Raw genomic sequence first — 15,941 nt, forward strand, 5'->3', positions numbered from 1 at the left:
ACTGGACTTCCCAGGGAATGCTAGACTCCGCTGGCCTATAATTGGCAGCGCGAGCGACTCGTAATCCATCGTGGCGCCCCTCTCGTACCGCCTTCGACACGCCCCCGCGCATCAGGTGGCGGTGCGCTTGGCCGGATTCGCTTGATTCTGCAGATGCCAGGCATTGACGGTCCACGGCGCCGGCACTTCCGCGTAGTTTTGATAGAAGTGGATCCGCCCAGTCGCGCTGAACTTATCCCAGTTGCGGTACACATAGCGCAGTTCCGAGTAAGTGTAGGAGGTGTAGCCGTACTCGATCACCTTCAGCTGCACCTTCTGGAAATTGTCGGCGGCCAGTGAGTCGAGCACGAAGTGCAGATGCGACTGGGCCTCCTCGCGCAGCACGAACTCGATGCCATGCTTGCAGGCGCGCCGGATCATCAGCGAATAGCGCGGGTCGGCATCCGCCGGTTCCTTGCCATCGTAGCGCTTGTCGAGCTGCGAAAGATCGAGCGCACTGTGGGCCGCCACCTTCTGGTACTTCAGGTAGTCTGCGGCGGCGGGGTTCTTGCTGCCGGCGACCTTACCCTGCGTGACGGTCTCGATGTCGGGGTTCTTCGGATACCCCGTCTTGCCGAACTGCTTCGCGCCTGGCAGCAGGTTGTTGTTGAACTGATCCATCAGAAACCAGCTGCCGTTTGAGCTGGCGGGCATCCTGCCCCGATACTTGGTGCGATCCTCGTCCACGCCGTAGATGATGTCGCCGCGCTTCGGGTCCCAGTTCTCTGTGAATGTGTTGGCCATCGCCACCTCCGCTCGGGGCCGCTCGGTGTCGAACGCCCGGGTTGAATGGGCGCCGCGGATATCGCGGCCCACGGACCTTGTCGGTCGATTCATGAGGAGAACGGCCCGGTGCGCCGGTTTATTCCATCGCGGAGGTACTGTCAGGTTGTTGCGTGGATGGCTTGTATCGTGGGGCATGAAGAAATCCGATCTTGCCGCTCAGCCGCTGTTGAATCGCCGATCTCGTTCAAGGGCCATCGCTTTCCACCCAACGTGATCGGATACGCGGTGTAGCTCTATTACCGGTTCCCGCTGAACTTGCGGATGGTCGAGGAAATGCTGACGGTCCGCGGCATCGTGTTCACGTACGAAACGGCCCGCTGCTAGGCGGCGAAATTCGGCCTGGTCATTGCCCGGCGTATTCGCGCAACGGCACGAGCGCGAGGCGACAAGTGGCATCTCGACAAGGCGGTGGTAACGATCCGCAGCAAAATGCACTGGCTGTGGCGGGCCGTGGATCAGCACAGCGCCGTGCTGGATGTCCTGGTGCAACGCCGGCGCGATGCCGCGGCGACCAAGCTGCCCAAGCGTCATGGCGGCCCGCGCGCGATGATGCGGCCGCAGGTGCGGTCGAGCACAGAAACGTCGCTTTTTCTCGCGGCGCACCGACAGGCAGCGTGGTCTCCGTGTCGATTTAGCTCTACAGGAAATGGATCGCCCCGGCCGACCAGCCGCACCCGGCCGTGCTCGACCACCGCCTCGACCTCGCGCGGATCGCCGCCGAGCCGCCCAATTAGCTCGTGCACGCCCTCGGCGATCAGCGATTCGTCGACGGCCGGCGCGTCGTAACCCGCATCGGCCCCCGCCTCGTCGCGCCCCGCTGGACCTGCCGGGCCCGACACGCCCGCGCCGGCCGCGAGGCCCGGCCCGGCCGGATCGAGCAGGGGCCCGCCGCGCAGCAGGGAGGCGCGCCGCCGGCGCCCGGCGGTCGGATCGAGGAAGTACATCGCGGCGGCGCCGACCGCCGCTGCCGCCATCACGTGGATTGCCGGTTTCATGCTGGCCTCGTCAGGTTGGTCCGCCCCTGGGTTCGACGGACGGCTTCCTTGGGCCCGCATACGCCGTACCCACCGCGAAACCCGCCGCCCTGCTCGAAAACCATCGCGAAAACCATGCTACGCAGCGTGATTTCAGGCACCTACAATGTTCATTTTCCAGACCGAAACGACGTCGGCGATCGTGTCCGGCGCCGCCTTGCCCGCCACCGACCAGGGAACCCAGATGGACAAGCACGAGCAGGACCCGCGCAAGGCACGCGACGACGCCGAGCAGTTCCGCTTCCTCGTGCAGGGCGTGACCGACTACGCGATCTTCACGCTCTCGCCGGCCGGCATCGTCACCAGCTGGAACATGGGCGCGCAGCGCATCAAGGGCTACACGCGCGAGGAGATCCTCGGCCGCCACTTCTCCTGCTTCTACACGCCCGAGGACCGCGCGGGCCGCCTGCCCGAATCGATCCTCGCCACGGCGGCGCGCGAAGGCCGGGCCGAACGGGAGGGCTGGCGGCTCAGGAAGGACGGCAGCCGCTTCTGGGCGCACGTGGTGGTGGACGCGATCCGCGACGAGCACGGCGAGCTGGCCGGCTTCGCCAAGGTCACGCGCGACAACACCGAGCGCCGCCAAATCGCGGCCGAGCTGGAGCGTGCCAACGCGGCGCTGTTCCAGGCGCAGAAGATGGAGGCGATCGGCCGGCTCACGGGCGGCATCGCACACGATTTCAACAACCTGCTGGCGATCCTCTCCGGCAGCACGCACGTGCTGGCCACGCAGTCGCGCGAGCACGTCGACATGCGGCTGATCGACGGCATGCGCCGCGCGATCGATCGCGGCGTCACGCTCACCCAGCAATTGCTGTCCTTCGCGCGGCAGCAGCCGCTCAAGCCCGAGGTGCACGACCTGGGCACCCTGGTCCGGCGCTTCGAGCCGATGCTGGCGCGCGTGCGCGCCGGCCAGCCCGCCCAGTTCCGGCTGGCGCTGCCGCCCGAGCCGCTGGCGGCCCTGGTGGACGCGCCCCGCTTCGAGGCCGCCCTGCTGAACCTGGTGGTGAACGCCGTCGACGCGATGCCCGAGGGCGGCACCGTGAAGATCAGCGCCGCCCTGGTCGAGACCGACGTGCCGCTCACCACCGTGCTGGACGCGGGTCGCTACGCGCGGATCTCGATCTCGGATACCGGCATCGGCATGTCGCCCGGCACGCTGGCCCAGGCCTTCGAGCCGTTCTTCACCACCAAGCCCGCCGGCCAGGGCACCGGGCTCGGCCTGAGCCAGGTGTATGGCTTCATCACGCAATCGGGCGGCGATGTGGTTATCCACAGCACCGAAGGCGCGGGCACCACCATCGAGCTGTTCCTGCCCGCGGTCGAGCCGGCCGAGGCGGCGCCGCGGGCCGTCGGGTCCGACGTGGAGACGGTGCTGCTGGTGGAGGACGAGACCGACCTGCTGGATGTCGCCGTCGAGCTGTTCCGCAGCATCGGCTACGAGGTCGTGGCCGCCGCCAGCGCCGACGAGGCCGCCGCGATCCTGGCGCGCCGCGACGACATCGACGTGCTGTTCACCGACATCACCATGCCGCACGGCATGAACGGCGCGGAACTGGCCAAGCTGGCGCGCGATCGGCATCCCGGGCTCAAGGTGATCCTGACCTCGGGGTATCCGCTCGCGGCCCTGCGACAGGAATACGGCGCGCTCGGCGAATTCACCTTCCTCTACAAGCCCTACCGGCTGGCGGACCTCGCCAAGGCGCTGAGAACCTGAGGCGGCGGACGCCGCCTCAGCTCAGGCTTCCTGGTCGAATTCGATGCGGTGCTCGCTGCGCGCGATCCGCCCGGTCTCGAGCTCGACCGTGCCGCTGTAGCGGATCCGCCAGACACGCGGCGCGGCCGCCGCGGGCTGCCGCCTGGCGCGGCTCGCGCCAGGGGTGCCGGAGGTGCCGGTGGTATTGGTGCTGTTCGTCGCGCAGTCCTGCCTTGCCGGCGGCTGCGATGCGGCGTCGTACATGTTTCCTCCCGAGTGAATGGACCGGATCGCCCAGGACGGGGAGGCATCGTTCATGCCCGCACCACGGCCCTTCGCGGAGCGCTCGTGCTTCGCGCCCAGCCCCGGCGGGCTGCGGCCGGGGTTCGCACCTTGCCGGCCGAACCGGCAACTACGCCATCCATCGTTTGAATCGAGGAGCATGCTGCGCTGCACTGCATGATCACGTGTGCAACAACGCTCGGAACGATAACATCGCGCGGCGTGTTGCACATGCCGACATCGTAAGAATTAGCGGCAAACCTTATCGATTTTTCATATGCGCGACACACCCCTATTTCCAGAATAAACCAACCAACACTGCACAGAAAATCCCACAATAAAAATCCCGACCCAAGTAATTAATACATGCATTACCAACGGACTCAAAGGAGCAGCAGCCAGCGGGTGCGAGGGTGGCAGTCGGGTTAGAGTTTCGTTTGTGGCAGGAACCAGAGAAAGGAGGAAACTGAAGGAAAGCCCGAAAACAGACAGGTACGATCGAAGCGATCCCATAAATCTCAATTTATGGGCAAGCGCGCCCGCAAAAGCCACCAGAAGAACTACGACGCCAAATGCATGCCCCGCGTTCAGCCCACCGGTACTCGACACTCCGAACGACGTAATGACTGAGAGCACCGTACCAATCAAATAAATCTTGCCGGAAGGCATCTCCGGGTCGATCTTACGATAACGGACAAAGCCGTAGAGGGCAGCAACAATCGGAACCAGGCCGATCACAGTATGAACCACGCCAAGCGGCGAAATGGGATGAACCATGATGTTTCTCTTAAAGAAACCAACTAAATATCAACGCCGCCTTGGCGGCACCCACAACAACAACCAATTAACCCACAAAAATTTACACCTCAATTAATCAAAAATACCACCCAAAAACACCAGACAAGAGCCAACTATTATTTCAATAATGCAAAACACCACCCGACTTTATTCCCCTACCCACCTTTGATTCCGAGATAAATTTCAGCAATGACGATTTCGATATAACTGCTTTGCGAGCAGATACATCAATCTGATTGCTTGGCCGCAAAAAAATCGACATACCACCGTCCAGGCAACTCAATAATTAACAAACATTAGACTTTTAGAGGAGATTACAAATATCGCTCACCCATCCGATGGATAAAATGATATATCTCGAAAAATAAAATATAAACCGAGTTTTTCTGTTCCTATGAAACAGAAAAACTCAACGATGTTTACCGCTGCCTTGACACGCCTGGCGACTTTCGCATCAGTTGAAACTTGAGAGGAAGACGACTAATGGGGGGAAGTCAGGCGCAGCGCCGAGAACGACGAGATTGCGAACTGGCTGCTGCGTTTGACGGACAACCACCGGAACTGGGGCTTCGGACTGTGCTTCCTGTATCTGCGCAACGTGAAGAGCTTCGGCTGGAATCACAAGCGGGTGTACCGGATCTATCGCGAGTTGGAGCTGAACCTGCGGATCAAGCCACGTAAACGGCTGGTCAGGCAGGTACCGGAGCCGCTAGCGATACCGTGCGCCGTCAACGAGGTCTGGTCGATGGACTTCATGCACGACCAACTGGCCGATGGACGCAGCATCCGGCTGTTCAACGTGATCGACGACTTCAACCGCGAGGCGCTCGGCATCGAGATCGACTTCTCATTGCCATCGGAACGCGTGATCCGTGCGCTGCGGCAGATCATCGGTTGGCGTGGCAGGCCCAAAGCGATTCGGTGCGACAACGGGCCCGAGTACCTGAGCGCAGCGATCATCGAATTAGCTCGACAGTATGACATCAGGCTCGATTACATCCAGCCGGGCAAGCCGCAGCAGAATGCGTATGTCGAACGATTCAACCGAACCGTGCGCTACGAATGGCTGTCGCAGTACCACTGGGAAGACTTGGACCACGTGCAGCGCTTCGCCACCGATTGGATGTGGACTTACAATCAGGATCGCCCGCATATGGCCCTGGGTGGATTTACGCCAAAGCAGCGGCGGGCCATGGCCGCTTAGTTTCTACTTCTGAACCCCGTGGAAAACGGGGGGATTACCGTGGAACGTTTCGGTCATCGGAATTCCTTGGTATACGTAGATGGACAAAAGTGGCGGGCCCAGCGCCGACGGACTTCTTATAAAGTTCTGCGTCACGACCTACGGGCACCTGCGTCATAGGATAACCAGCAGCGCCGACTCGGGCTTGTCCTCTCGAAATGATAGGAGTTAGCAGTTTGAACGATAGACAGACCAGCGCATCCACCCCTAATTACCCGCATGCTGGCCTAGTGGTTCGGACAACGCTCGAATCTCACTCCCCAATTTTGGTCGGTAGGAAGGTCCAATAATTGCGACCGAATACGCGTTCTCCCTCATCATCGGAAAACCATCATGTCCCTTGAAATAACCCTGAGCCTAGAGGTTTTAACGGTGGAAACCGAGCGTGTCATCCATCAATACATGCGCCGCGCAGACCAGGCATCACATCCATCGCGTAAAGCACTGTACGAAGACGTCGCACTGGGCGCGTTTCTCTTGTGGTCTCATCTTGCCTGCGAGGCTTCGACGAAAAACCCCTCACCAACTGCGCTTCGTGACTATGACGCCGCCATGAATCGGCTCCAGGCATTGACCCAGCCGCGATCAGGGATGATTGACCGTAGCTCGAAATTGTAGCCATTACCGACTGCACTGCCCTAAGCACGCAAATTGGGCGCAAACCGACTCCGCAAACGTCACAACATCACGGGAACCCTATGCGCGGTTTTAGCCAAAGCAAATCGCCCGCCCTGGCTGCCGCGGAGAGGTTCTGCGATTCGGATGTCGCCGGTATTTGATGCAAATTAGGGTCAGCATAAAGCCTAGAGAGGAACGCCCGGCTAACTGTAATCGAAGTAATTTTCTAACCAACTCAGTGTGACAACAGGCTTTCACTAAAGGTCAATCTCGCAATCGCACAAACCATCGCGATAATCCGGGCAGAGGCGGCATGAGGCTGTGGTCGATAGCAGCATCCGCCATGCAAGGCATGGCGGAGATCCCCAGAACCCGGCTCCGCCGATACCCATTGGTTTCGACGAGCCAAATCTGGAACCGGACGCCAACGCTTCCGATTCGATCGAAGCGACGTGCTCCCAGGCCTGGTCAATGTCCTGGAAATCATCTTCGCGATGGCGCTTAGGTGCGAGCGCTCACGGAACTTACTGCATCAGATACCCGATGTGATGTGAAAAGAATCGCCCTTGACGCTACCTTTTCCCACCGACACGCCGCACACTCTTGCCCGCAACCAGCGCAAGAACGATCGCGGCGATCAACAACAGTACGCCACCCAATAATTTGTAAGCAAACACACCGAGTACACCACCGACACAAAACGTCAAGACGGTAGTGCCGTGCAGCTTGAGATTATTGATTACCGTTAGGTTAGCCGGCTCGACATGTCCATCCATGCGCTGCGCTACAAGCGTCCCAAGTCCTACGCCAATATCCGTCGACATCCCCGACACATGCGTCGTCCTAACCCGCCAGTTGGAGATCCGAGTAACCACGGCATTCTGAAATCCCATCAGAATACTCAGTCCGAGCACCAACTGTATGCCACCGCGATGTGCAAATAGTTCGATCAGACCCAACCCGAACAACAACACTGCTTCGCTCAAAATACATAGCGCGAAAATACGCGAAATGCCGCGTCTCAACCCAAGCTCAATGACGAAGGCGGCCAATGCCGCACCAGCGATGAATGCGATCGGCAAAAGCAAATAGATCGCCCCGCTAAGCAAGTCGCCAAGAGCAAGCTTGTCAGCCCCCGTCGACACGTTTCCAGTCATATTGGAAGCGAAGAAACCCAACGAATAGAAGCCCGCTGAATTCAGCGCCCCGGCAACCAAAGCCAGACTGCAACCCAAGCGAAGATCCAGCGACTGAGACCGTTCGGCACCCTGATGTAGGAGCATGATGTTCCATCTGCGTTGATGCAAAAACCGGCAGGGGGAAACGCCGGATCGAGGTCATGCCGCCACCGCTCCCCAGTCTGACTCCAGGTACATGGCGACACAGATTCCGAGAGCAAATTCACACACATTAGATTATAATAAAATTACCATAAAACCATTTCATCTACACTATGGAAACGAAGACCGCACGGTTGACCGTCTTGATCGATCCCGCCAAAAAAGAGGCGTTTGAAATGCTGTGTGCAGAGAAAGATCTAACGCCATCCCAGGTTGTTCGGCAGCTCATTCGCGACTATCTGGCGCAGCACGGCGTGACGTACAACACAAAGCAAGTTGCCAGCGAGCGCTCGCCTCGTCACGACAAGTAGGTCGCGAAGTGTTCAGGCAATGCACCACCGCTGGCGCGCTTGTTTGACCCAACAAAGCTGAGAAAGATTGAAGGACTGCCCCTTCTTTAGCCTAGCGGCTAAAGCATGCAGTCCCAAATCTTCCGAAAACAAGAACCGCTTGGCTCGCTCACGCAGAACCGTCCCGGACGGCAGGGGCGTCAAGCCATTCCATGCAAACACCAGAAAATTGCCGCCGTCTGTCGATGTCAGCACCGCGCGTGATGCACCGAAGACCGCGTCTATGCGCTCGAGATATGCTCGTAAAGCTGGGTCGTCATCGACGAAATTCGCAACCAGCAGACCTCCGCGACTCAATCTCTGCCGACATGCTGCGAAAAACGCTTCGCTAGCGCACTGGTCCGGTACACCTTGCGCGGCAAACGCATCGAGCAAAATCACGTCGGCTGCGGCCTTCTCGCGAGAGATGTATTCTGCGCCGTCCATACAGACGACCTCGAAGCGGGGACCGTCGACTGGAATCTGAAAAGCATCGCGCAACGCGATGACCTCAGGGCTAATTTCGACTGCAATAATAGAGGCGCCCGGTAGATGCCGATGGCAATACTTAGCCAGAGAGCCGCCACCCAGGCCGATCATCGTTATCTGCGCTGGGTCGGGCACAAGGAGCAAAAAACCCATCATCGTTCTCGTATAGTCGAGCATCAGCTGGTCTGGCTTCCGCTTCGACATCAGACTCTGCGTCGCAAAGTGATCAAAATGTAGAGAAACAATACCCCTCGTTTCAAGAATGAACGGCTGCTCACAGCTTATCGATGGTGTACTAAAGAAGTCGACCAGCGCCTCTCGCGATCTCCAATCCATCGCCGTCATTCGCTCCCTTGCAGGACAAGTCATCAGACCTTCCGGAGATAGCATGCCTTCAACATGAAATTGCCACTATCCGTCCGGCAATCGACCTCATGATCGCCATCGACGAGGCGGATACTCTTGACCTTCGTCCCCATCTTCAGCGTGATCGACGAACCCTTAACTCGCAAATCCTTGATGAGTACCACCGAGTCGCCAGACTTCAAGGTGCTTCCGTTGACGTCCTTGATGACCAAGTCGTCCTCATCCTCGCCATCATCGAGCCCTGCTCGCAGGGTCCATTCGTGACCACAGTCAGCGCAAACGATGAGTGCGCCGTCAGGATAGACGTTGCTCTTTGCGCAACGAGGGCAAACGGACAAGACAGACATGTGGCCTCCTCTAGGTCAATTGTGCGCCGCCCCCATCCCGCAGCGGCAGCGACCGAATCATGTACATTTCATTATAATACAATACACATGGTATGATACTTTCAACTTGCTTCTGCAGGCCCGCCTCCTCTCCGCCGCTTGAGGAGGCCAGATGTGAAAACTCGGACTGATCGAATTCACGCAGGAGAGAGGTGATGGCAATGTGCATAGAAGTCAGGATACGGACTGGTCTGGATCGCACTGAGACGGCTGCGCAGGCTGCCGACCTCGTCAGCACCGCCAAGCAATTCCATAGTGAAATCGTCCTAATAGATCATGAACATACAATCCATGTAAAAACGATGATCTCGCCCTTAGAGTTATTCGGTCGTGCGGGCACACACGTTCAATTGCTCATTACCGGGCCGGATGAGGAAGCAGCTATGCAAAGTATGCTACGCATCCTACAACCAACTCAATAAAGTGGCAGCCACTCTGCCTCCGAACAACCAATTCAACAACAATGGCAACGACTACCAATTCCATCTATTTTAATTTATGAAAAACATGCAAAATAATTATCCGATTTCCTTATCATCATCAGCGATTTTGGCGCTTGAACGTCTCGCTGAAATTCGCTACGGACGGAATACGCCTCCGCTTGGCTGGTCTGTAACACACGAACTTCTCGACGCGGGATTCATTTCTCATTCAGGGAGCAGTCGCCACCACCCCACAATTACACCAATCGGTCGTGCATTTCTTAAAAGCAAAAAATAAAGTTTATTTTTATAATATTTCCGCACCAGCATGCGCCTCACACCAACATCCCTGCGAATATTGATGTCACACCAAAAAAATCGAATAACAACAACCCAACCTCACCTCAACGGCCCCATGCCTCAACAACACATATGCCATCTCGATATAAAAATCTACCGACATTAAGACAATTAATTTAGCCAATTATCCAAAATCCAGCAGCCGCGATTAGAGCCAACACCATAACAACCACTGCCGCACGCCACTTAGACAAAAACAGGGACACAATAACAAATGAAATTCCGGAGTAAATAATTAAGAAAGCATTAATCTCGCGCCCCATAAAACACCCTTCCAAATAAACACCACCGGTTATCAACAAGAGGTCGTCGACGGAAGGGGTTTAACTTCTAACGACACTTAACTCTTCACTACCTGAGTGACCCAGAGACATAGAATTTTACTTTCGCTGTGGGATCCTCTCCATATGATGCCTCTCGACTCGATCAAACATTATCCGACGGATCTACAGGGACATCATCCTTGCTTTCGCGAACTATCTGAGTGCCATCGGAATGTCGAAAAGCAGCCAGTTGCAACAACCATATAAGACGTTGACGCCATAGACGACGGCCGAATTCAGCATCCTGCAAACGCAACTGCGCCGCGAGCAGTTGTTGTCGAGCGCGACGCAACTCAGCTGCGGCAACACGCTCAGGCGTCGGTTCACGAGCCACCCTCCATCGTTTGAATAATGACCACATTTCACACCTGTAAATTGATGAATGAGTCGCTCGCTGAAATTAAAATTCTTCTAGAACCCCCACTATTAACAACATAAATTTCAACAATAAAGCCAAAATTTTAATCCCTTGACCACTTCCCACCTAGCGCGCAGTCCGATTCGCATACATCTTATTGGGTTGCGGCACGTTACCCCCCTAACAGGGTATCACTCAAATGCAGGTCCGCGCGATGCACAAATCTAAATACATGCAGTCAAAGCAACGACACATTCTTCCAATACTTACCTTTGATGCGGCAGCGCCCTCAGAATAATAAAAAAGCGCTGCCGACCAGAACGGCCAGCAGCGCCGACATTCCGCCAGGCTCCCAGCGGCAATAACGTTCAGTACTCGAATTCACCCGAGGGTGCTGGTCCCGCCTCCTCCTTCTTAGGTACTTCCGCCACGGTCGCGTCCGTCGTGAGGATCAGCCCGGCGATGGACGCGGCGTTCTGCAGTGCCGTGCGCGTGACCTTGGTCGGGTCGACGACGCCGGTTTCGACCAGATCGCCATATTCGCCGGTGGCCGCGTTGTAGCCGAAGTTGCCCTTGCCATCGCGCACCTTCGCGATCACGACCGACGGCTCGTCGCCGGCATTCGACGCAATCACGCGCAGCGGTGCTTCCAGCGCGCGCAGCACGATCTGGATGCCTGCGTCCTGGTCGGCGTTGAGGCCCTTCAGGTTCGTCACGCCGGCGCGGGCGCGCAGCAGTGCGACGCCGCCGCCCGGCACAATGCCTTCCTCGACAGCCGCGCGCGTCGCGTGCAGTGCGTCGTCGACGCGGTCCTTCTTCTCCTTCATCTCGACTTCGGTGGCCGCGCCGACCTTGATCACCGCGACTCCGCCCGCGAGTTTCGCGACGCGTTCCTGCAGCTTTTCACGGTCGTAGTCGGAGGTCGCCTCGTCGATCTGCACGCGAATCTGCTTGACGCGCGCCTCGATACGCTTCGCGTCGCCCGCACCGTCGATGATGATGGTGTCTTCCTTGCGCACTTCGACGCGCTTCGCGCTGCCGAGGTCTTCAAGCGTCGCTTTGTCGAGCTGCTTGCCGGTTTCCTCCGAGATCACGGTGGCACCGGTGAGGGTCGCGATATCCTCGAGCATCGCCTTGCGGCGGTCGCCGAAGCCCGGCGCCTTGACCGCGACGACCTTCAGGATACCGCGCATCGCGTTGACCACGAGCGTCGCGAGCGCTTCGCCTTCGATGTCCTCGGCGACGATCAGCAGCGGCTTGCCCGCCTTCGCGGCCGCTTCGAGGATCGGCAGCAGATCGCGGATCGCCGAGATCTTCTTGTCGTGCAGCAGGATCAGCGCGTCGTCGAGGTAAGCGGCCTGCTTTTCCGGGTCGTTGATGAAGTACGGGCTCAGATAGCCGCGGTCGAACTGCATGCCCTCGACGACGTCGAGTTCGTTCTCCAGCGACTTGCCGTCCTCGACCGTGATCACGCCTTCTTTGCCGACCTTTTCCATCGCATCGGCAATGATCTTGCCGATCGACTCGTCCGAATTCGCCGAGATCGAACCGACCTGCGCGATTTCCCTGTTGGTCGAGATTGGCTTCGACAGCTTGCGCAGTTCGTCAAGCACGGCGGCCACGGCCTTGTCGATGCCGCGCTTCAGGTCCATCGGGTTCATGCCGGCAGCGACGTGCTTCATGCCTTCCTGCACAATCGCCTGGGCGAGCACGGTGGCGGTGGTGGTGCCGTCGCCCGCCACGTCGGCGGTTTTCGACGCGACCTGCTTGACCACCTGCGCCCCCATGTTCTCGAAGCGGTCCTTCAGCTCGATTTCCTTCGCGACGGACACGCCGTCTTTCGTGATGACCGGCGCGCCGAAGCTGCGCTCAATCAGCACGTTGCGGCCCTTCGGGCCGAGCGTCACCTTGACGGCATCGGCCAGCACGTTGACGCCCTTGACGATGCGGGCGCGGGCGCTGTCATGGAATTTGACGTCTTTTGCACTCATGTTCTTGCTCCGGGAAAAGTCGTTGACTCAACGCGTCGCGAACAGCCAGTCGAAATGGGAGAGAGGATGTCCGCGACCGGTTCGGGTATCAAGCGGCCTCGCGGGCGATGGTCTGATCGGCTTCGAGCACGCCCATCACGTCTTCCTCGCGCATGACGAGCAGTTCCTCGCCGTCGACCTTGACGGTCTGGCCGGCATATTTGCCGAAGATCACCTGGTCACCGACTTTCAGCTGGAGCGGGCGCTGCGTGCCGTCCTGTAGCAGCCGGCCATTGCCGACCGCGACGACTTCGCCCTGTTCGGGCTTTTCCGCGGCGGAGTCGGGGATGACGATGCCGGATGCCGTCGTGCGCTGCTGTTCGATTCGCTTGACGATAACCCGGTCATAGAGGGGACGAATCTGCATTTCCATCTCCTGAACGATAGATCACCAAAAGGGAACCCGGCCGCGCGCCGGAGCGACAACGGGGCGTTGCCGCTCCGGCGCGCGGGCCGTGCCAATGTCTGGCGGAAAGCGAAATAGAGGCGCGTCGCGTGTGCTTCAAGAGGTCACGACACAGCGAATGTGTAACAAAATATTTCAGCGCAGCAGGATGCGCCGGACGGCGCCCAGCCGGTAGACGGTGCGGCCCGATACGCCAGGCCGGTGCGGTCTGGGTGGTACCGGGCAGGGCAGCGGGCGGCCGCCGTCGGCGTCGAGCGTGTCGTCCGGTTCGTCCAGCGTCTGCCAGAGTCCGCCCTTGACCGGGCGGAACAGCCAGCGCAGGTAGCCCCGGCGCGCGGCGAGCTGCATGAGTGCTTCCCGGTCTGGTGCGCCGTCGAGAAGATGCCGGTCCACGGGCTCGCCGTCGTCATAGCCGCCGAACGCCTGGCGGCAGGCGAGCGCCTCGGCGGCGGATGCGCCGATCACCGTGCAGGCGCGCCGCTCGATGCGTTCGACGTCCCATGCGCCGAGCTGCCAGGCCGCATCGAGCAGGGTGGCATCGACCGTCTCGAAGCTGTGCCACGGCTTGCCGAGCTGGATCGCGGAGCCCGGCACCGGCCGGGGCGGGATGTCGATGCCGGGCAGCACGAGCGGGGTTGCCCGCCGGAAACCGTGCCAGTGCAGGATGGCGACGAGCGGCGTATTGACCCGCGCCACGGCAGTGACGGTCACCGCGTAGAGCGGCAGTTTCACGGCATCCATCTGCTCGCGCAGGGTATCGAGAAGATCCATGAAGCCTCCTTTTAACAATGTGCGTCGCAACCTCTTGAAATTTGCGGACGCTGAACTATTTTAGGTTTCGCTTAGGCAGTCGCGCGACTCACCTCGCCAGCGCGCTGCGTGTTTCGATTTGTCAGTCTGCGGCCTGCTGCGGACAGGTGAACTGGAGCGCGTGGTCCTGTTCGACCTCCGTGCAGGCCCTTTTCTAAGGAGCCAGCCATGAATGATTTTATTTTCAGCACCGATCTGCTGGGCGAATTCGATCGCTTGCAACGCCAGATCGCGGGTGTTCTCACAAGTTTCCCTGCTAGCCTGCGTGCCACGCGTGCAGGACTATTTCCGCCTGTCAACATCGGCAGCACTGATGATTCGATCGAGATCGTCGCCTTTGCCCCAGGTCTCGAACCCGCGCAGATCGAGGTGTCGATCGACAAGGGGTTGCTCACGATCAGTGGTGAACGCAAGGCGCCTGAGCGCGAAGCAGCCGACGACGTGAAAGTTTACGCGCAGGAACGCTTCGCGGGGGCATTCCGGCGTGTGATCGAACTTCCGCCGCATGCAGACCCGGCGAACGTGAAGGCCCGCTATGTCAATGGATGCCTAACGATCCGCATTGTCCGCTCGGAAGCATCGAAACCGCGTGCGATTACCGTGCAGTGATCAGATGGTCAAAATTTAGGACAACGATCATCGCATTCATTAATTGATGGAGAATATTATGAGCAATAGCACTGAGCTGAGCGTCCCGACAAAGGAAGCAACGGATACCCCCAAGAGTGGGGATAACGGGCGCACTAATGAGTCGCGCACGCGTCTCGTACCGGTAGTCGACATCGTCGAAGACAGCCATGGCATCACGCTGTACGCAGACCTACCTGGCGTTCCGCGCGACAAACTAGACATACGCGTGCAGGACGGAAATCTGACTCTCGAGGCAGAGGCGATTGTCCCGATGCCGGCAGGTTTGCGACTCCATCACGGAGAGATTCGCAACCCTCATTACGCGCGCGCCTTCGCGCTGAGTTCAGATTTCGATGTGACGCGTATCGACGCGCAGTTGCGCGATGGCGTACTGAAGCTTACGATTCCGCGGCGCGACGAAGCGAAACCCCGGAGAATCGAAGTCATCGCGGGATGACGAAAAACATCCAAAGGTAGGGTGAGGTACGGATCTCCGTCTCGCCATTTGTCACTCCCGCGACGGCATCAGATTTCCGTCGCGGGCAGTTTCTCCTGCTCTTGAGAAAGCATTATGAAACTCAGCCTCACAATCGAATCGAGGTCACTCGATCTTGAGCTCGACGACGTTGTCGCCGGGCTATTTGCCATTCGTCTCGATTTGCCACCAGCACTCGGCCACAGCCTGCAGGAGTCGCTTACCCGACATCTAAACGAAACAACCGGTCCTTGGACGCTTGACGCCAATCACATGCGGCGGCGCATCCTTCGCAAGATCATTCTAGATATTGCAGACCCAGCCCTGCTGATCCGCTATCTGTCTGACTGACAGCGTTCCTCAGTCCGTGTGCCCCACGGAAGAATTATCGGGATACCAGCCAGCTTGGCACGCTGGCATTCCAAGGAAAAGTCGAAAATCCACTCTTTGCTTTGCAGAGTATGAACAACGGAATGATAAGCAGGAGGTATACGTGAGTCGTCTCATCGTCGTATCGAACCGGACAGCAGACCCGGATAGTTCCGCCCCTGGCGGGCTGGCCGTCGCGCTCAACGACAGCCTGCAGCAGCGCGACGGCATCTGGTTCGGCTGGAGCGGCAAGCTCGCCGAGGCCGACAGCGATCCCGGCAACCAAGAGGTGCAGGTTCGCGAATACGGCAACATGGAACTCGCCACCATCGACCTCTCGCAGCGCGACTAC

The 15,941-nt window shown here is 58.8% G+C and carries 18 protein-coding genes and 2 pseudogenes; 10 read left to right on the forward strand and 10 right to left on the reverse strand.

Going from position 1 to position 15,941, the window contains the following annotated elements; genetic code table 11:
• Positions 1-111 precede the first annotated feature (111 nt).
• Positions 112-783 (reverse strand): hypothetical protein, encoded by a 672-nt coding sequence (locus F3J18_RS13085; RefSeq protein WP_166913051.1) that lies wholly within the window; start codon positions 781-783, stop codon positions 112-114.
• Positions 784-981: 198 nt separating this feature from the next.
• Positions 982-1,356 carry a hypothetical protein gene (locus F3J18_RS38140; RefSeq protein WP_240154510.1) on the reverse strand — a complete coding sequence of 125 codons (375 nt, stop codon included), beginning with the start codon at positions 1,354-1,356 and terminating at the stop codon, positions 982-984.
• Here F3J18_RS38140 and F3J18_RS38145 point away from each other — a divergent pair.
• Together F3J18_RS38145 and F3J18_RS13100 are read left to right on the forward strand one after the other, a co-directional pair.
• Complete coding sequence (locus tag F3J18_RS38145) at positions 1,255-1,611, forward strand: DDE-type integrase/transposase/recombinase (RefSeq protein ID WP_240154509.1); 357 nt, start codon at positions 1,255-1,257, stop codon at positions 1,609-1,611. The genes F3J18_RS38140 and F3J18_RS38145 overlap by 102 nt on opposite strands.
• A 432-nt stretch (positions 1,612-2,043) precedes the next feature.
• The gene (locus F3J18_RS13100) at positions 2,044-3,576 is read left to right on the forward strand and encodes a PAS domain-containing sensor histidine kinase (protein ID WP_166913067.1); all 1,533 of its coding nucleotides are present in this window, start codon (positions 2,044-2,046) and stop codon (positions 3,574-3,576) included.
• A 21-nt stretch (positions 3,577-3,597) separates the two neighbouring features.
• Here F3J18_RS13100 and F3J18_RS13105 read toward each other — a convergent pair whose 3' ends face one another.
• The gene (locus F3J18_RS13105) at positions 3,598-3,819 is read right to left on the reverse strand and encodes a hypothetical protein (RefSeq protein WP_166913052.1); all 222 of its coding nucleotides are present in this window, start codon (positions 3,817-3,819) and stop codon (positions 3,598-3,600) included.
• Positions 3,820-4,110: 291 nt separating this feature from the next.
• The gene (locus F3J18_RS13110; protein WP_166913053.1) at positions 4,111-4,614 is read right to left on the reverse strand and encodes a hypothetical protein; all 504 of its coding nucleotides are present in this window, start codon (positions 4,612-4,614) and stop codon (positions 4,111-4,113) included.
• A gap of 529 nt (positions 4,615-5,143) precedes the next feature.
• Here F3J18_RS13110 and F3J18_RS13115 point away from each other — a divergent pair.
• A pseudogene (locus F3J18_RS13115) lies at positions 5,144-5,839 on the forward strand (IS3 family transposase); the annotation flags it as partial.
• A gap of 372 nt (positions 5,840-6,211) precedes the next feature.
• Positions 6,212-6,496 carry a hypothetical protein gene (locus tag F3J18_RS13120; protein WP_166913054.1) on the forward strand — a complete coding sequence of 95 codons (285 nt, stop codon included), beginning with the start codon at positions 6,212-6,214 and terminating at the stop codon, positions 6,494-6,496.
• Between the two features lie 572 nt (positions 6,497-7,068).
• Here F3J18_RS13120 and F3J18_RS13125 read toward each other — a convergent pair.
• Positions 7,069-7,779: a YoaK family protein gene (locus F3J18_RS13125; RefSeq protein ID WP_166913055.1), complete on the reverse strand. Its 711-nt coding sequence runs from the start codon at positions 7,777-7,779 to the stop codon at positions 7,069-7,071.
• 170 nt (positions 7,780-7,949) lie between these two features.
• Between F3J18_RS13125 and F3J18_RS13130 the strand changes: the two genes are divergently transcribed.
• Positions 7,950-8,147 carry a CopG family transcriptional regulator gene (locus F3J18_RS13130; RefSeq protein ID WP_166913056.1) on the forward strand — a complete coding sequence of 66 codons (198 nt, stop codon included), beginning with the start codon at positions 7,950-7,952 and terminating at the stop codon, positions 8,145-8,147.
• A 12-nt stretch (positions 8,148-8,159) separates the two neighbouring features.
• On the opposite strand, the gene F3J18_RS13135 is transcribed toward F3J18_RS13130, so the two are convergent.
• Positions 8,160-8,990, reverse strand: a complete 831-nt coding sequence (locus F3J18_RS13135; RefSeq protein WP_166913068.1) for a fused MFS/spermidine synthase — start codon at positions 8,988-8,990, stop codon at positions 8,160-8,162.
• A 32-nt stretch (positions 8,991-9,022) separates the two neighbouring features.
• Positions 9,023-9,367, reverse strand: a complete 345-nt coding sequence (locus F3J18_RS13140; protein WP_166913057.1) for a zinc ribbon domain-containing protein YjdM — start codon at positions 9,365-9,367, stop codon at positions 9,023-9,025.
• A gap of 537 nt (positions 9,368-9,904) precedes the next feature.
• Here F3J18_RS13140 and F3J18_RS38150 point away from each other — a divergent pair.
• The gene (locus F3J18_RS38150; RefSeq protein WP_240154482.1) at positions 9,905-10,126 is read left to right on the forward strand and encodes a hypothetical protein; all 222 of its coding nucleotides are present in this window, start codon (positions 9,905-9,907) and stop codon (positions 10,124-10,126) included.
• 1,111 nt (positions 10,127-11,237) lie between these two features.
• Here the strand turns inward: F3J18_RS38150 and groL are convergent.
• The 3 genes from groL to F3J18_RS13160 form a co-directional block, all read right to left on the reverse strand.
• Positions 11,238-12,860, reverse strand: a complete 1,623-nt coding sequence (groL, locus tag F3J18_RS13150) for a chaperonin GroEL (RefSeq protein ID WP_166913059.1) — start codon at positions 12,858-12,860, stop codon at positions 11,238-11,240.
• A gap of 88 nt (positions 12,861-12,948) precedes the next feature.
• On the reverse strand, positions 12,949-13,266 hold the full coding sequence (locus F3J18_RS13155) for a co-chaperone GroES (RefSeq protein WP_166913060.1): 318 nt from the start codon (positions 13,264-13,266) through the stop codon (positions 12,949-12,951).
• A 174-nt stretch (positions 13,267-13,440) separates the two neighbouring features.
• Positions 13,441-14,076: a diguanylate cyclase gene (locus F3J18_RS13160; RefSeq protein ID WP_166913061.1), complete on the reverse strand. Its 636-nt coding sequence runs from the start codon at positions 14,074-14,076 to the stop codon at positions 13,441-13,443.
• Positions 14,077-14,283: 207 nt separating this feature from the next.
• Between F3J18_RS13160 and F3J18_RS13165 the strand changes: the two genes are divergently transcribed.
• The 4 genes and pseudogenes from F3J18_RS13165 to F3J18_RS13180 form a co-directional block, all read left to right on the forward strand.
• Positions 14,284-14,724 carry an Hsp20/alpha crystallin family protein gene (locus F3J18_RS13165; protein ID WP_166913062.1) on the forward strand — a complete coding sequence of 147 codons (441 nt, stop codon included), beginning with the start codon at positions 14,284-14,286 and terminating at the stop codon, positions 14,722-14,724.
• A 58-nt stretch (positions 14,725-14,782) separates the two neighbouring features.
• The gene (locus tag F3J18_RS13170) at positions 14,783-15,202 is read left to right on the forward strand and encodes an Hsp20/alpha crystallin family protein (RefSeq protein ID WP_166913063.1); all 420 of its coding nucleotides are present in this window, start codon (positions 14,783-14,785) and stop codon (positions 15,200-15,202) included.
• Positions 15,203-15,316: 114 nt separating this feature from the next.
• Positions 15,317-15,571, forward strand: a complete 255-nt coding sequence (locus tag F3J18_RS13175; protein ID WP_166913064.1) for a hypothetical protein — start codon at positions 15,317-15,319, stop codon at positions 15,569-15,571.
• Positions 15,572-15,713: 142 nt separating this feature from the next.
• Positions 15,714-15,941, forward strand: a pseudogene (locus F3J18_RS13180) (alpha,alpha-trehalose-phosphate synthase); the annotation flags it as partial.

It is taken from the genome of Burkholderia sp. Ax-1720, assembly GCF_011753035.1.
Taxonomy (GTDB): domain Bacteria; phylum Pseudomonadota; class Gammaproteobacteria; order Burkholderiales; family Burkholderiaceae; genus Burkholderia; species Burkholderia gladioli.

Coding starts and splice junctions, on each gene's coding strand:
- F3J18_RS13085 (WP_166913051.1), bottom strand. CDS start 783: ATGGCCAACACATTCACAGAGAACTGGGACCCGAAGCGCGGCGACATC.
- F3J18_RS38145 (WP_240154509.1), top strand. CDS start 1,255: ATGCACTGGCTGTGGCGGGCCGTGGATCAGCACAGCGCCGTGCTGGAT.
- F3J18_RS38140 (WP_240154510.1), bottom strand. CDS start 1,356: ATGACGCTTGGGCAGCTTGGTCGCCGCGGCATCGCGCCGGCGTTGCAC.
- F3J18_RS13100 (WP_166913067.1), top strand. CDS start 2,044: ATGGACAAGCACGAGCAGGACCCGCGCAAGGCACGCGACGACGCCGAG.
- F3J18_RS13105 (WP_166913052.1), bottom strand. CDS start 3,819: ATGTACGACGCCGCATCGCAGCCGCCGGCAAGGCAGGACTGCGCGACG.
- F3J18_RS13110 (WP_166913053.1), bottom strand. CDS start 4,614: ATGGTTCATCCCATTTCGCCGCTTGGCGTGGTTCATACTGTGATCGGC.
- F3J18_RS13120 (WP_166913054.1), top strand. CDS start 6,212: ATGTCCCTTGAAATAACCCTGAGCCTAGAGGTTTTAACGGTGGAAACC.
- F3J18_RS13125 (WP_166913055.1), bottom strand. CDS start 7,779: ATGCTCCTACATCAGGGTGCCGAACGGTCTCAGTCGCTGGATCTTCGC.
- F3J18_RS13130 (WP_166913056.1), top strand. CDS start 7,950: ATGGAAACGAAGACCGCACGGTTGACCGTCTTGATCGATCCCGCCAAA.
- F3J18_RS13135 (WP_166913068.1), bottom strand. CDS start 8,990: ATGGATTGGAGATCGCGAGAGGCGCTGGTCGACTTCTTTAGTACACCA.
- F3J18_RS13140 (WP_166913057.1), bottom strand. CDS start 9,367: ATGTCTGTCTTGTCCGTTTGCCCTCGTTGCGCAAAGAGCAACGTCTAT.
- F3J18_RS38150 (WP_240154482.1), top strand. CDS start 9,905: ATGAAAAACATGCAAAATAATTATCCGATTTCCTTATCATCATCAGCG.
- groL (WP_166913059.1), bottom strand. CDS start 12,860: ATGAGTGCAAAAGACGTCAAATTCCATGACAGCGCCCGCGCCCGCATC.
- F3J18_RS13155 (WP_166913060.1), bottom strand. CDS start 13,266: ATGCAGATTCGTCCCCTCTATGACCGGGTTATCGTCAAGCGAATCGAA.
- F3J18_RS13160 (WP_166913061.1), bottom strand. CDS start 14,076: ATGGATCTTCTCGATACCCTGCGCGAGCAGATGGATGCCGTGAAACTG.
- F3J18_RS13165 (WP_166913062.1), top strand. CDS start 14,284: ATGAATGATTTTATTTTCAGCACCGATCTGCTGGGCGAATTCGATCGC.
- F3J18_RS13170 (WP_166913063.1), top strand. CDS start 14,783: ATGAGCAATAGCACTGAGCTGAGCGTCCCGACAAAGGAAGCAACGGAT.
- F3J18_RS13175 (WP_166913064.1), top strand. CDS start 15,317: ATGAAACTCAGCCTCACAATCGAATCGAGGTCACTCGATCTTGAGCTC.